13 protein-coding genes are annotated in these 13142 nt (G+C 70.6%); 5 read left to right on the forward strand and 8 right to left on the reverse strand.

The genetic code is table 11. The features are described from left to right. Both AB0F44_RS15260 and AB0F44_RS15265 read left to right on the forward strand, forming a co-directional pair. Window positions 1-233 (forward strand): hypothetical protein (locus tag AB0F44_RS15260; protein ID WP_357356750.1); only part of this gene is annotated, 233 nt, incomplete at its 5' end. 43 nt (window positions 234-276) lie between these two features. Then, a complete protein-coding gene (locus AB0F44_RS15265; protein ID WP_357356752.1) occupies window positions 277-990 on the forward strand; it encodes an MIP/aquaporin family protein in 714 nt (237 codons plus the stop codon). 34 nt (window positions 991-1024) lie between these two features. Here the strand turns inward: AB0F44_RS15265 and AB0F44_RS15270 are convergent, their stop codons facing one another. The 4 genes from AB0F44_RS15270 to AB0F44_RS15285 all read right to left on the reverse strand — a co-directional run bounded on the left by AB0F44_RS15270 (window position 1025) and on the right by AB0F44_RS15285 (window position 4772). Then, entirely contained in the window at window positions 1025-2083 is a 1059-nt protein-coding gene (locus AB0F44_RS15270) for a HupE/UreJ family protein (protein WP_357356754.1), read from the reverse strand. Between the two features lie 58 nt (window positions 2084-2141). Next, a complete protein-coding gene (locus AB0F44_RS15275) occupies window positions 2142-3470 on the reverse strand; it encodes a hypothetical protein (protein ID WP_357356756.1) in 1329 nt (442 codons plus the stop codon). A gap of 2 nt (window positions 3471-3472) precedes the next feature. Beyond that, on the reverse strand, window positions 3473-3892 hold the full coding sequence (locus tag AB0F44_RS15280; RefSeq protein ID WP_357356758.1) for a hypothetical protein: 420 nt from the start codon (window positions 3890-3892) through the stop codon (window positions 3473-3475). 160 nt (window positions 3893-4052) lie between these two features. Beyond that, a complete protein-coding gene (locus tag AB0F44_RS15285) occupies window positions 4053-4772 on the reverse strand; it encodes a hypothetical protein (protein WP_357356760.1) in 720 nt (239 codons plus the stop codon). An 85-nt stretch (window positions 4773-4857) separates the two neighbouring features. Here AB0F44_RS15285 and AB0F44_RS15290 point away from each other — a divergent pair, with 85 nt between their 5' ends. The 3 genes from AB0F44_RS15290 to chrA are packed head-to-tail and all read left to right on the forward strand — an operon-like array spanning window position 4858 to window position 7162. Further along, window positions 4858-5373, forward strand: a complete 516-nt coding sequence (locus AB0F44_RS15290) for a Chromate resistance protein ChrB (protein ID WP_357356762.1) — start codon at window positions 4858-4860, stop codon at window positions 5371-5373. After that, a complete protein-coding gene (locus tag AB0F44_RS15295; protein WP_357356764.1) occupies window positions 5370-5801 on the forward strand; it encodes a chromate resistance protein ChrB domain-containing protein in 432 nt (143 codons plus the stop codon). The genes AB0F44_RS15290 and AB0F44_RS15295 overlap by 4 nt, the downstream gene beginning before the upstream one ends. Continuing rightward, window positions 5798-7162, forward strand: a complete 1365-nt coding sequence (gene chrA, locus AB0F44_RS15300) for a chromate efflux transporter (protein WP_357356766.1) — start codon at window positions 5798-5800, stop codon at window positions 7160-7162. The genes AB0F44_RS15295 and chrA overlap by 4 nt, the downstream gene beginning before the upstream one ends. Here chrA and AB0F44_RS15305 read toward each other — a convergent pair. From AB0F44_RS15305 to AB0F44_RS15320, 4 genes are read right to left on the reverse strand one after another with little or no spacing between them, the layout of a single operon-like run. Continuing rightward, complete coding sequence (locus AB0F44_RS15305) at window positions 7149-7877, reverse strand: alpha/beta fold hydrolase (protein ID WP_357356768.1); 729 nt, start codon at window positions 7875-7877, stop codon at window positions 7149-7151. The two genes, chrA and AB0F44_RS15305, sit on opposite strands and share 14 nt — an antisense overlap. After that, complete coding sequence (locus AB0F44_RS15310) at window positions 7874-9097, reverse strand: benzoate/H(+) symporter BenE family transporter (protein ID WP_357356769.1); 1224 nt, start codon at window positions 9095-9097, stop codon at window positions 7874-7876. The genes AB0F44_RS15305 and AB0F44_RS15310 overlap by 4 nt, the downstream gene beginning before the upstream one ends. After that, window positions 9094-11760: a LuxR C-terminal-related transcriptional regulator gene (locus AB0F44_RS15315; RefSeq protein ID WP_357356771.1), complete on the reverse strand. Its 2667-nt coding sequence runs from the start codon at window positions 11758-11760 to the stop codon at window positions 9094-9096. Before AB0F44_RS15315 ends, AB0F44_RS15310 begins: the two co-directional genes overlap by 4 nt. Window positions 11761-11780: 20 nt before the next feature. Beyond that, window positions 11781-13073 (reverse strand): aromatic acid/H+ symport family MFS transporter, encoded by a 1293-nt coding sequence (locus tag AB0F44_RS15320; protein ID WP_357356773.1) that lies wholly within the window; start codon window positions 13071-13073, stop codon window positions 11781-11783. Between the last annotated feature and the right edge of the window lie 69 nt (window positions 13074-13142).

The following is a 13142-nucleotide window of genomic DNA, read 5'->3' on the forward strand; positions in this document are numbered from 1 at the left end:
GTACGCCTCCCGTCGCCCTCGGAATGATGACGGGACACGACACCTGCGCTCACCAACGTCTGCACGTGGTGAGCAAACAAGTTCGACGAGACATTGAGCATCCCGGCGAGCTCTGTGGGGGAGGCATCACTGATCTGGAGGCTGTCGACGATCCGGAGACGCACTGGATCACCGAGCGCTGCGTGCATCTTGGCCCGGCGTACCAGCTCCGGCTGTCTCTCAACCTCCATTGACTCAATATTGACTGAGTAATCGTTGAACGTCAAGAATGCGGACGTGATCACTTCTCTCCCGCGCCGCCTGCTGGCCGAATTCCTGGGCACTGCCCTGCTCGTCGCCGTGGTCGTCGGGTCCGGCATCGCCGCTCAGCAGCTCTCCCCCGACGACGTCGGCCTGCAGCTCCTGGAGAACTCGATGGCGACCGTCTTCGGACTGGCCGCGCTGATCCTGATGTTCGGCCCCGTCTCGGGGGCGCACTTCAACCCGGTGGTCTCGCTCGCCGACTGGTTCCTCGGCCGCCGCAGCGGCAAGGGACTGTCGATCGCCGAGGTCGGCTCCTACGCGATCGTCCAGATTCTCGGGGCGGTCGGTGGCGCGGTGCTGGCCAACCTCATGTTCGATGTCGACCAGGCGATCTCCACCAAGGACCGCGCCACCAGCGGACACTTCGTGGCCGAGATCGTCGCCACCGCCGGTCTCGTCGCCCTGATCTTCGCCCTCGTACGCAGCGACCGCGGCGCCCTCGCCGCGCCCGCGGTCGGTGGCTACATCGGCGCCGCCTACTGGTTCACCAGCTCCACCTCGTTCGCCAACCCGGCCGTCACCATCGGCCGGGTCTTCTCCGACACGTTCGCCGGAATCGCGCCGGGCTCGGTGGCTCCGTTCATCCTCGCGCAGCTCGTGGGCCTGGTCGTCGGCGTACTCCTGATCCTGGCTCTCTACCCCGGCGCCGGCGACCGCGCCGACGATGTCGTCGTGCCGCACTCCTGAGGTCCGCCCGAGTGGCAGCGTGAGACAGGCGCCGTCACATGGAGGCGAACCACTCCTTCTTGAACTGCGTCAGCGCTTCGATGTCGAGCTCGTCGCAGGTCAGTTGCTGATCGGCGGTGATGGCGACAACCTTCTCGCCGACCTGGGAGGCGGGGCCGGCGAGGGCGCCGTCTGCGTCGGTGATGAATGCTCGGAGGTCTTGCAGGTCGGGGCCTTGCAGGGTGGTGGGGTAGAGCACCGCGATGTATCCGTCCCCGACCGAGTGACCGAAGTCGCCGAGCGGGGCTTCCTCGGTGGGTTCGAAGAAGCTCTTCGATGCGTGGTCGCCATCCGCTGGGAGTGGTTCGGTGCGGTCGGCGACCGCGCAGACGTCGCTGGTGATGTCGTAGCCGGCAGCGACGATGTCGTCGGGTTCGGTGAACATCTGGTAGGCCACCATCGAAGTCGCTACCGAGCCGCCGACGATGAGGGCGGCAGCTGCGAGCTTCATCGCGGCGGGTTCCCGATCGCGGCCCACGATCGCGGCGACGATGAGTGCGATCGCGAGGACGGCGAAGATGACGATGAGCTGGCCGATCTCGATGCCGATGTTGAAGGCGATCACTCGCCACAACTGGCCGGCTTCGGGGATGCCGAGGTCCTGGAACCGGGTGGCCAGTCCGAGCCCGTGGACGAGTCCGAATCCGAACACCATCGCGGCGAACCACCCGGGGTGCTGGGGGCGGCCGAGGATGGCCACGACGGCGACGACCACCACGCTGAGCGCGATCACGATGTCGACGGCTTCGGGGTTGATCCGCCATCCGGCGAGCGTGGCGACAATCAGTGTGGTGGAGTGGCCGAGCGCGAACAGGCTGATCATCTTGGCGGCCACGCGTACCTGCGAGGCGACGAGCAGGACGCCGGCGACGAAGAGGACGTGGTCCCATCCGAGCAGCATGTGTTCCATCCCGATCGGGATGAACTCCAGTACGGACTTGTCGGCTGCCTCGCTGCCGATGCCATGTGCGCGGGCAGGTGTGGGTGCGAAGACGAGCAGCGCGCCGACGGTGGCGATCATCGACCGTCTGAGACGTGAGGCTCGGGGCAGCATGTGGAGACTCCTTGTGGGGGTCTGGTCGAACGTCGGGCTCTGAGCGGCTGTGCTCATGTCAGGCTCCGAACAGCAGGTAGAGGCCCATGTAGGTGTAGAGCACCATCGCGAGGAGCAGCGGTAGCTGGCCGGCAACCTGGTGCCTGCGAGGGAGGATCTCCAGGGCACGGTCGTGAGCGGCGATGACACCGAGTACGTGGCCGGCGACGATGGCAACCACTTTGGTCGATGCGAGGAGTGTCGCATGCTGGGCGAACCAGTAGTTGACCTCCCAGTTGGCGGTGCCGAACAGGTTCGCCCCGGTTCCCAGGGGGTCGCTGATCTGGATCAAGGTCTGCGAGCCGACCTGGACGAAGAAGCTCAGGTAGTGCGCGACCATGTAGCCGACCACGATCGGGACGACGGAGTGAGCGAGCTGACGCGGGATCCGCCAGCGGTCGGCGCCGTCCTCGACCCCGGTGGCCATGGACGCCGCCACGAACACGACGCCGACCACGGTGACCGCTGTCAGGAGTCCGGCTGTTCCCAGCAGGGTTCCATCGATGCCGCTGGACTGGACGAACCGGATCCAGGTCACGCTCTCGCGCCAGCTGTCGTATGCGGTGCTCCCGAGGAGGACCGAGACCGTGGCCACCAGACCCGCCTCGCCCGGCACCCGGGCAAGGTGGCGCAGCGGACTGATCCAGACGAGATTGCCTTTCTCGTTGCGTCCCCAGGGCGAGAGATGGGCCAACAGGGTGGAGTAGACCTCGAACGGGTCGGCCCGCTCGAGCCATCGTTCACCGAAGATCGCGCCACCGAGCAACATCGCTGCCAGGTAGCACGCGAACCATGCGCGAACCGGACCCAGGTAGGTCGCTTGAGGTGAGACGAGCTCGAGCCATACGAAGGCGAACAACCCGATTGCGGCCGGCCAGTACCCAAGCCAGGCCGGATAGCTGCGGACGCCTTCACCAGGTGGTCGTCCCGCGACCTTCGCCACGATCAGGTGGATCGTCCGGGCCGGGCTGACGGCACGGTAGAAGCGGCCGAACAGCAGCGACGCCGGGACGATGCCGACCCAGAGCCAGACATAGACCACACCGAAGGTGGGGTTGTTGAGCAGGTCCGGCCCGAACAGCGCGGGCCAGAGCATGAAGCAGAAGAACACCGTCCCGAGTGTGCGGATGCTCATGGTCCAGCCGCGACTGTCCAGTAATGCGGCGAGCCCGGCGGGGACGGCTCGTTCGCCGCCGGCGGTCGAGAACCGAGGCGTACGCCAGGCCAGGAGCAGCACGACGAAGGACAGCGCGAGGGCGGCGGTGCCGCCAGCGATCGCGAAGGAGGCGGGAATGGGCAGGTCGGCGCCCCCGCCCAAGCCGTGCATGGGCAGGATCAGGGGGAACAAGGTCAGTGCACCTCGATGAGGGCGACGACGGCGCTGGTGTCGTGGTCCTCGACCTCGACGGTGCCCGGTGTGTTGACGACGATCTCGCCGTCCGTGGTCCCCGCGGCGAACTGGACGAACTGCTCCGGGGCGGAGTGGACGTGCAGCTCGCCGGCGCGGTCGGACTGGACCTCGACCAGGAGCTTGTCTCCGGTGCCGAGATCGATCTCCTCGGCGTTGGGCGAGATCTGGTCTCCGTCGATCGTGACCGTGAGCAGCGGCCCGAGGTCGGTCGACTCGGTCGTAGGGCTGGCCGGAGCTGCTGAGGAGGTGGCCGCCGAAGGGGTCGCGGAGGACGTCGCGCCGGTCGGCTCGGTCGGTGGGGCGGTGTCCTCGTCGGCGCTCCCGCATGCGGCGAGCGCGAGGACGAGCGTGAGGGCCACAGCGATGGTGGTGCTGAATCGCCCGAGGGGGCAGCGGTGGAACGACATGGGTTCTCTCTCATGAGTCGTGTCTGAAGGGTTGCTCGCGCATGCCGCGAGATTCGCATGGCGATCGCGCGGCGCGATGAGCGCTCGTCCATGGCCGGACGAGAGGGGAGGGTCAGATCACGACCAGCGGTGGCCCACGGCGCGCCAGACCACCGGTCAACGGCGCCAGGCGAAGGCGTGGTTGTCTCCGCGGTGCGGCGGGCGCCGACGGGAATCGTGTCTCGATGGGCGGGAGGCTGCTGCGGGCGATCAGCGCGCTGAGACTTCCGATGGCGATGGCGGCCACCAGCAGGATGAATCTCCACAGTGCCTTCTCGCCCTGGGCGAGCCACCATGCGACGACGAGTGCGGCTACGAGATGCCCGGCCGCCATCGCCAGATGCGGACCCGTGAAGTCTTCGACGATGTGCGAGAGCCAATGCGGTGGCGCCGGGGCCGGCGCTGAGGTGGCTTGCGGCATCGACAGGTCATGGAGCGAGCCCTGCCGGCCGGCTCCGGGTGCGTCCGCCACTTGAATGGGCCGTATGACCACGTCCGCCGATGAATGATGCGGCTGGTGATCACCGCGATGACCAGCGAGCGCGGTGAGCATCGCGTGGGTCACGAACTGGCCCCCGCCAACCAGTGCCATCAGCCGGAGCAGGCCAGCCGGAATCCCCAGGGAAACGATCGTGACGGCTGCTACACCCGCGAAGACGGCGATCAACCACGGCGCGGAGGGCAACAGGCCGCCTGCTCCGACGTGGCAGAGCGCACCGATCCCCGCGGCCACGGCGGCGGTGACGAGACCGCGCGCAAACCGCAGGCCGATACCGACGCGCAGGTCACTCACACCGCGATCCTTACAGATCGGGGCTCGCATCTCGTTAGACGGACCCGCTTGAAAGTCAGTCTGTAACCGTGGTTACGGTATAGATATGGTGCAGATTGATGAACCCGGCGAGTGGGTGTTCCTGACCTATTCGCTTCCGCGGGATCCGTCGACGCCTCGGTTGTCGCTGTGGCGACGTCTCAGACGGCTCGGTGTCGTCCAGCTGGCCGACGGACTGGTCGCGCTTCCAGCCGATGTCCGGACGCGGGAGCAGCTGGAATGGGCTGCCGACCACACCATCGCGTCGGGCGGCCGCGCGGGCGTGTGGCTGGCTCGGCCGACCACCCGGGTCCAGGAGCGCGAGCTCGCGCAGACGATGAACTCCGCGCGCACCGAGGAGTACCAGGTCATCATCGACGACGCCGTCGCCGCGCTGGATGCCGACGAGAGCGACCGCGTGAGGGCGCTGCGGCGCCTTCGCGCCGAGAACAACCGTGTCCGGCGCCGTGACTACTTCCGCCCGCCCGCACGGGAACAGGCCCGCCAGTCACTCGCCGCGCTGGCCGCCACGCTTCAGGACGCTCCCGCCCCGGCCGTCGCCGATCAGGGGATGCCGCGATGAGGTGGGCGACCCGTGCCGGCGTACACATCGACCGGGCTGCCTGCGCCTGGCTGATCCGTCGCGACGTCGACCACGAGGCAGAGTTCGTGTTCGTCAGCGACCCCGACGACGTACCCGCGGATGCGACCCCGTTCGACATGCGTGGCGTCGACCTCGGCCACCACGGCGCCGACTGCACCTTCGAGACCATCCTGCGCCGCTACAGCCTCGACGATCCGGTGCTGTGGCGGATCGCGGCGATCGTCCACGAGGCCGACCTCGAGGACGAGGCGTACGACGCTCCCGAAGCCCCCGGCTTCGACCTGATCCTGCGCGCCCTGTCGGCGGTCCACGACGACGACGATGTCATCGAGATGACCGCTCCGATCTTCGACGCCGTCCACACCCACCTACGACGAACCCTCCTCACCGGAACGGATACGCCATGACGCTCGAGAAGGCACGCACCAAGGACGTGATCCCGCTTCGGGAGGCGACCCGCGCGTGGTTCGCGATCTCCTTGCAGACCTTCGGCGGGCCCGCCGGCCAGATCGCGGTCATGCAGCACAAGCTGGTCGACGAGAAGCGCTGGATCGGACAGCAGCGATTCCTCCATGCGCTCAACTACTGCATGCTGCTGCCCGGTCCCGAGGCCCAGCAGCTGGCCATCTACGTCGGCTGGCTGCTCAACGGCACGCTCGGCGGGTTCATCGCCGGCGTTCTGTTCGTGCTGCCCGGCGTCGTCGCGCTCCTCGCCCTCTCGGCGCTGTACGTCGGCGCCGGATCCACCGCGCTGGTGACCGGGCTGTTCGCCGGCCTCGCGCCCGCGGTGATCGCGATCGTGGTCCAGGCCGTGCAGCGCGTGGGCAAGCGAGCGCTGCACCATCCGATCCTGGTGGCGATGGCGGTCGCCTCGTTCGTCGCGCTGACCGTCTTCAAGGTCCCGTTCCCGGTCGTGATCCTCGTCGCGGCTCTGCTCGGCTGGCTGGCCGGCACGCGGGTCCCCGCCTTCACCCGGAGCAAGGGTCACGGCAGCACGGACGACGGTCCCGAGCCGCTGATCAGCGATGACGCCCTGCACCACGACGCCCCCTCGAAGGTCCGCGGCCTGAAGATCCTCGTCCTCGGCCTGGTGCTGTGGTTCGCCCCGGTGGCGGTGGCGGCGGTTGTGTTCAGTCGCGACAGCGTGTTCGTGGACCAGGGCCTGTTCTTCTCCGGTGCCGCCGTCGTCACCTTCGGAGGTGCGTACGCGGTCCTCGCCTACGTCGCCCATCAGGCGGTCTACGTCTTCGGCTGGTTGAAGGCCGGCGAGATGGTCCGCGGTCTCGCGCTCGCCGAGACCACCCCGGGGCCGTTGATCATGGTCGTGCAGTTCGTCGCCTTCGTGGGTGCCTACCGCAACCCGGGCTCCCTCGACCCCTGGGTGGCCGCCGTCATCGCCTCGCTGCTGGTGACCTGGGTGACCTTCGTCCCCTGCTTCCTGTTCATCTTCCTGGGTGCCCCGTACGTCGAGCGGCTTCGGAACAACCACCACCTCACCGCGGCGCTCACCGGGATCACCGCGGCGGTGGTCGGCGTGATCGCCAACCTCGCGCTCTTCTTTGCTCTGCACACCCTGTTCGATGACTCCCGCACCCTGGCGTGGGGGCCCGTCGACCTGGACCTCCCGGTCCTCTCCTCGTGGGATCCGGTCGCGTTCGCGATCACCGCGGTGGCGATCGCGCTCATCTTTTGGCGCGGGTGGAGCACCATGCGCACCCTCGGCGTCTGCGCGCTGCTCGGGCTCGCCTCGACCCTCATACCTCTCTGACCGCGGTGAGCAGGTGCGGCCAGGCCGTCGAGGCCGGGTCGCCCCAGGAGGCGTGGTCGGCGCCGTCGACCACCAGACGTACGCCGGGGTGTGCTGCCGCGTAGCGCTCGGAGATCGCGAGCGGGATCACGGTGTCGGCGGCGCCGTGCAGGATCCGCACGGGGACCTGTGGAGCGAGGCCGAGCGGGTCGGCGGCGGCGTACGCCTCGGGCGACTCGGACGGGGTGCCGCCGAGGAACTCCTCGACCGCACCCTCGCCGAGTCCGTCCTGGCTCATCGCGACCAGCGCTGCGGCGGGAGCCAGTGCCACGACGCCGGTGACGAGGGTGCCTGCCTGGGCGGCCGCCCACAGAGCGAGCTGGCCGCCAGAGGAGTGTCCGACCAGGGTGATCCGGCGGGGTGCGTCGTTGTGGATGGTCCACTCCCGGCCGCTGAGCTGGATCGACTCGATCGCGGTCTCGATGTCCTCGAAGGCCTGTTGCCACTGACCGGGCCCGTGCCGGTATTCCACCGTCGCGGTCAGATGGCCCGCCTCGGCCAGCGCCCGGCCGGCGGACCAGGTGCGCATCCGGTCGGAGTCGCGCCACATCCCGCCGTGGAGCAGCAGCACGAGCGAGTCCGTCGCCTCCGCCGGCTCGAAGACGTCGGCGACCTGGCGGGCGGTGGCGCCGTAGCGCATCGTCGCGTCGGGGTAGGTGGTGTCGGTGATGGTCATGACTTCTCCCTGCTGTTGTTCCGGCTGTCGCGGTCGAGCAGCACGCTGACCGCGACACCGACCACCAGCCCCCAGAACGCGGAGCCGATGTTGAAGACGGTGACGTCGGCGACGGTCACCAGGAAGGTGACCAGCGCGCCGGTGACATAGGGCCCGCTGAAGGCGGTCTGGAAGGCGCCCTGGAGCGGCTTGAGCATGGCCAGGCCGCCCAGCACAGCGACGTACGCCTCGGGCATGGTGGTGATGACCCGCACCATGCCGGGGGCGAGCAGGCCGAACCCGATCGCGAGTACGCCGCACCAGATCGCCGCGGCATAGTGCCGTCGCCGCTCGCCCGAGGCGGTGACCAGCGCGTTGGTCGGCCCGGCGAGGCAGGTGGAAACGCCACCGAACGGGGCCGCGACCAGCGAAGTCACCCCGCACCAGCCGGTCACCTGGTTCATCCGCGGGTCGTGGCCGGCGGCCCGCAGGACCGCCATGCCCTGGCCGTTCTGGACGACCAGGACGGTGATCAGCAGGGGGATGGTGAGCTCGATGAAGGCGGACCCGGTGAAGACCGGCGCGGTCCAGACCGGGTCGATCACCCAGCGGCCGGAGACCTCGACGGCCGGTCGGTCGGCGAGGCTCACCGCCACCGCGCCGACCGCGAGCGCGACCAGCACCGCGGGGAGCCAGCGGGCCAGCCGTGGGACCGCGCTGACGGCGAGGAAGGCGACCACCATCGGTCCGGCGACCGCGAGGTCGCGGTCGACGGCGAGGACCAGGTCGGTGCCGAAGCGGAGGAAGACACCGGCCACCATCGCCATCACGATCGGCATCGGCAGCAGGTGCATGACCCGGTCGACCTGCCGGGTCAGGGCCAGCGCGAGCAGGAGCAACGCGGCCATGATGAAGCCGCCGACCGTCTCCGGCCAGGTGGTGCCGGCGGCCATCGCCTGGCCGACGACCACGGTGCCGGGGATCGTCCAGAAGTAGACCAGCGGCTGTTGGCTCCAGCGCGAGGCGATGATCGTCAGCACCCCGTTGAGGCAGAAGACCGCGCTCACCCAGGAAGCGACGACACCTGCGGAGAGCCCGGCCCCTTGGCCGACGGCGAGAATCACCGCGACCGGGCCGGTGCAGGAGAAGAGGAAGCCGATGAAGCCGTTGACCAGCTCGTGACGGCCCAGGTCGCGCCGCAGACCGACCCGGGGTTCTCGGACGTCGAGGTCGGTGCTCATGGCTCCTCCGTCGGCTCGGCCGCCATCGCGGCGAGCTCGGTCCGGCTGCGGACGCCGAGCTTCGCGTAGATGCGGGTCAGGTGGTACTGCACGGTCTTGGGCGAGACGAAGAGCTGCGCGGCCACCTCGCGGTTGGAGAGCCCGGAGGCGACCATCTCCGCGACGGTCTCCTCCTGCGGGGTCAGGTCCACCGGCCCGCGCTGACCGCGCGGCGCCCGCACTCCCCCGGCGCGCAGCTCGCGCTGGGCGGCGGCGACGTAGGTCAGCGCCCCGATCCCGTCCCACAGATCGCGCGCGGAGGAGAGCAGCGCCTCGGCGTCACGACGACGGCCGGCCCGGCGCAGCGCCTGGCCGTAGGCGAAGGTGACCCGGGCGCGCTCGTAGCGCAGCGGCATCCCGTCGAGCAGGCCGAGCGCGCGGTCGAACGTGTCCCGAACCCCGGCGAGGTCGCCACGGGCCCCGTGCCAGCGGCCACGGGCGGTGGCCAGCCTGGCCTGGGCGGAGCGGTGCTGCTCCTCGAGGGCGCGGATCTCGTGCGGGCGGAGGAACTCGTCGGCCTCGTCCAGCCTGCCCTCCGCGATCAGCGCGGCGGCGTACGTCTCGGCCCAGGGCCAGATGGCCGGCTCGGTCAGCGCGTTGCCGGCCGGGGCCTGGGTGAGCGGCTCGAGGATGCGGAGGACGGCACGGAAGTCGCTGCGGGCCTCGGCGATGTGGGCGCGGGCGAGCAGCGCGGGGACGCGCATGATCTCGTAGCCCTGCGCCCCGACCTCGGCGGCGCGGGCGGTGCGGGCGGCCTCCTCCCAGCTGCCGCGCAGCAGGTGGGTTTCGGTGGCCGTCCACTCCAGCAGCGGGGTGACCAGGGCGATGCCCGACTCGGCGGCCAGCGCCCGCCCGGCCGCGACCGTCTGCAGGGCCGCCTCGCCCTGACCGGTCAGGAACTGCACGCGCGCCAGCCAGGCCAGGGCCCACATCGAGATCCGGGTCGACCCGCCGAGCACCCGCGGGTCGGTGACCCCTTCCAGGCGGCTGCGGGCCTCGTCGGGCTCGTCGGAGAGTACGTCGAGCCAGCCGCGTCCCATCGTGACCCGCTGGGTCTGGGCGCTGTGCCCGACGCGGCGGGCGGCCAGGGCGTACGCCTCGTGGGCCTCCTCGAACCGGCCGGCCATCGCCAGACCGAGCCCGCGGATGGCCGCCGCCTCGACGCCCGCCGCCGAGTCCCGGCCGGCCAGCGAGATGGCCCGGTCGGCCCAGGTGACCAGCTCGTCGCCCCGGCACAGCGCCAGCGAGTGCAGCACGTGCCGGGTGGCGATCAGCGCGGCGGTCTCCGGCTCCCGGTCGGCATTGACGATGTCCCAGGCGCGCTTGAGGCGTACCTCGGCCTCGGTGGCGCGGCCGCGCAGGATCGCCAGATAGGCGAGAACCGCGTCACGCAGCGGCGTCTCGCGCAGACTTTCGACGATCGGGACCAGCGCCGCGGCGCCCATGCCGTCGCCCGCCGCGACCAGGGCGTCGACGGAGCGGATCAGCCGGTCGTCGCGCCGCACCGGGTCCTCGGTGAGCCGGCTGGAGTCGCGGTAGAGGGCGGCGGCCTCCGCCCAGGCACCCTCGTCGCCGCGGCGTTGAGCCAACCGGGCGACCTCGTCTGCGAGCTCGGCGTCGGGTAGCGGGGTCGCGGCGACGAGGTGCCGGGCGCGGCTGACCTCGTCGTCGACGATCGCGGCGGCGCGCTGGTGCGCGTCGGCGGACCTGCGAGCGCCCATCGTCGCCAGCACGGCGACGCCGACCAATGGCGTACGCCATCGGGGGCGGTGGTCGCGGGTGGTCTCGACGAGCCCGGCCGAGGCTAGGGCGTCGACCGCGGAGAGCGGGTCCTCGAGGCCGGCGAGGGCCGCGGCCTGGCCCAGCGACGCGTCCTCTCCCAGGATCGCGAAGGCCTCGGCGAGCGCGCGTCCGGCGGCACCGCACCCGGCGAGGGCGAGCTGGACCTCGTCGCGTACGTGGACCGGGGCGGGCAGCTGGGTGTCGGGCCGTGCCCAACGGGTCGGCGGCAGCTCGTCGAGCAGAGCGACCGCGTCGCGCGGGCTGCCCGCCGTGTGGCGGGTGAGGACCTCGGCCATCGACGGGTGCAGGACCCGCCCGCGGAGCGAGGCGAGCTCACCGACGGCGGCCGCGTCCAGCCCCTCGATGCGTACGGTCTCGGTGGCGATCTCGCCGAGGAACGCGGTGGTGCGGGTGGCCGCCAGCACCACCAGCACCGGTGCCTCGCGGTGTCTACGCAGCGCGGAGGCGATCGCCTGCAGCGAGAGCGTGTCGGCGAGGTCGGCGTCGTCGACCAGGACCAGACCGGGCTCGTCGGCACACCCAGCCAGGGCCCGCGCGACCAGGGCGTCGGCCGCGGCAACCGGGTCGGCCGGCGGCTCCTCACCGAGCAGCTGGCGGAGCACCGACCCAGGCGAGTCCTGCTCCCACGCACCGGCGCGGGCCCTCAGCGCCGGCGTCGCCACCCGGTCGGCCAGGCCGCGCAGCAGCGCGGTCTTCCCCAGCCCCGGGTCCCCGAGGACCAGGACGGCGGCGGAGCCGGAGGTGCGGGTGGCTGCCAGCCGCGAGGTGAGCTCGACGAGCTCGTCCTCGCGACCGACACACCCAGCTCGTTCTATGAGCACGGTCACACCCTAGGCCCCCTTCAGGCCGGTACGCCGTCGTCGAGCGTGACGCTCACGACGGTCTCTTCCGGGGACCGCGGCACGGCGGAGGCGACCAGGGCACCGAGCACCGCGACGCCCGCGAAGATCTGGAAGGCGGTGGTGCCGCCCACCCCGGCGGCGACCAGGGCCCCGCCGATGATCGGTCCGACGATGCCGCCCAGCCGGCCGAACCCGGCACACCACGCGACGCCAGCGCCGCGGGCCCGGGTCGGGTAGTAGTTGGCGACGAGCCCGTAGATGAGCACCTGCGTACCGATCGTGCCGACGCCGGCGATCGCGACGGCCGGGAACAGGACGGCGAGCGGCAGCCCGAGGGGCAGCAGCAACAGCATCAGGCCGGCGAGCACGAAGGTCGTCGAGACCACCTTCTTGGCACCGGTGCGGTCGGCGACGTACGAGGCGAGGAGACCGCCGATGATGGCACCCCCGTTGAGCACCAGCAGGAACGTGAGGGCGTACGCCTTGCCGTAGCCGTTGTCCTCCATGATCTTCGGCAGCCAGGTGTTCAGGCCGTAGGTGAGCAGCAGGCCGGAGAAGCTCATCAGCCCGAGCACCATGGTCGGGAACGCGAGCGGGCGGCGGGCCAGGGCGCTGAAGCCGACCGCCTCCTGGGCGGTGGTCGACGCGACCCGGCCGCGGGAGTCGAGCCACAGCTGCGACTCGGGCAGCTTGGCGATGGCGAAGGGCAGCAGGAGCACCAGCGGGGCGGCGCCGATCGCCATCAGGATCCGCCAACTGGAGCCGCTCGGGTCGATGATGAGCGCCATCACGGAGGCGGCCACGCCACCGGCGGGGATGCCGCTGTAGACGATCGCGTTGAGCCGGTTCTTCCGCTCCGGCGGCGCGAACTCGGCCACCAGGGCGCCGACGGTCGCCAGGATCGCGCCCAGCCCGATGCCGGTGAGGAAGCGCAGCATCCCGAAGACGGCGATCGACTGGGCGAACGCGGTCACGGCCATCCCGAGCGAGAACCAGGTGATGCTGGCGAGCACGACCTTCCGGCGGCCGATCCGGTCGCTGACCGCGCCGGCGCTCAGCGCGCCGACGAGGACCCCGACCAGCGCATAGCTGCCCAGCGTGCCCGCCTGGCCCGCGGAGAGCTGCCCGATCTGGGATGGATCGGCCATCAGAGTCGGCAGCACCGTGCCGTAGACCACGAGGTCGTAGCCGTCGAACATCAGGGCCAGCGCGGAGAGCGCGACGACCCAGGCGAGCTGACGCCCGGTCTTGGCCCGAGTGATTTCATCGGTGTTTTCGGTGTTGTCGGGCATGGGTGATCTCCATGGGTGACGCGAGCGTGCTCGCGAAGGGAGGGACGGCCCCGAGAGAGGACCTGGTGG

The organism is Nocardioides sp. NPDC023903 (assembly GCF_040639295.1).
Lineage (GTDB): Bacteria > Actinomycetota > Actinomycetes > Propionibacteriales > Nocardioidaceae > Nocardioides.

What these genes read in the sequence shown, in the direction of transcription:
- AB0F44_RS15310 (WP_357356769.1), bottom strand. Translation starts at nt 9,097, where the DNA reads ATGAGCACCGACCTCGACGTCCGAGAACCCCGGGTCGGTCTGCGGCGC.
- AB0F44_RS15305 (WP_357356768.1), bottom strand. Translation starts at nt 7,877, where the DNA reads ATGACCATCACCGACACCACCTACCCCGACGCGACGATGCGCTACGGC.
- AB0F44_RS15320 (WP_357356773.1), bottom strand. Translation starts at nt 13,073, where the DNA reads ATGCCCGACAACACCGAAAACACCGATGAAATCACTCGGGCCAAGACC.
- AB0F44_RS15295 (WP_357356764.1), top strand. Translation starts at nt 5,370, where the DNA reads ATGAGGTGGGCGACCCGTGCCGGCGTACACATCGACCGGGCTGCCTGC.
- AB0F44_RS15270 (WP_357356754.1), bottom strand. Translation starts at nt 2,083, where the DNA reads ATGCTGCCCCGAGCCTCACGTCTCAGACGGTCGATGATCGCCACCGTC.
- AB0F44_RS15290 (WP_357356762.1), top strand. Translation starts at nt 4,858, where the DNA reads ATGGTGCAGATTGATGAACCCGGCGAGTGGGTGTTCCTGACCTATTCG.
- chrA (WP_357356766.1), top strand. Translation starts at nt 5,798, where the DNA reads ATGACGCTCGAGAAGGCACGCACCAAGGACGTGATCCCGCTTCGGGAG.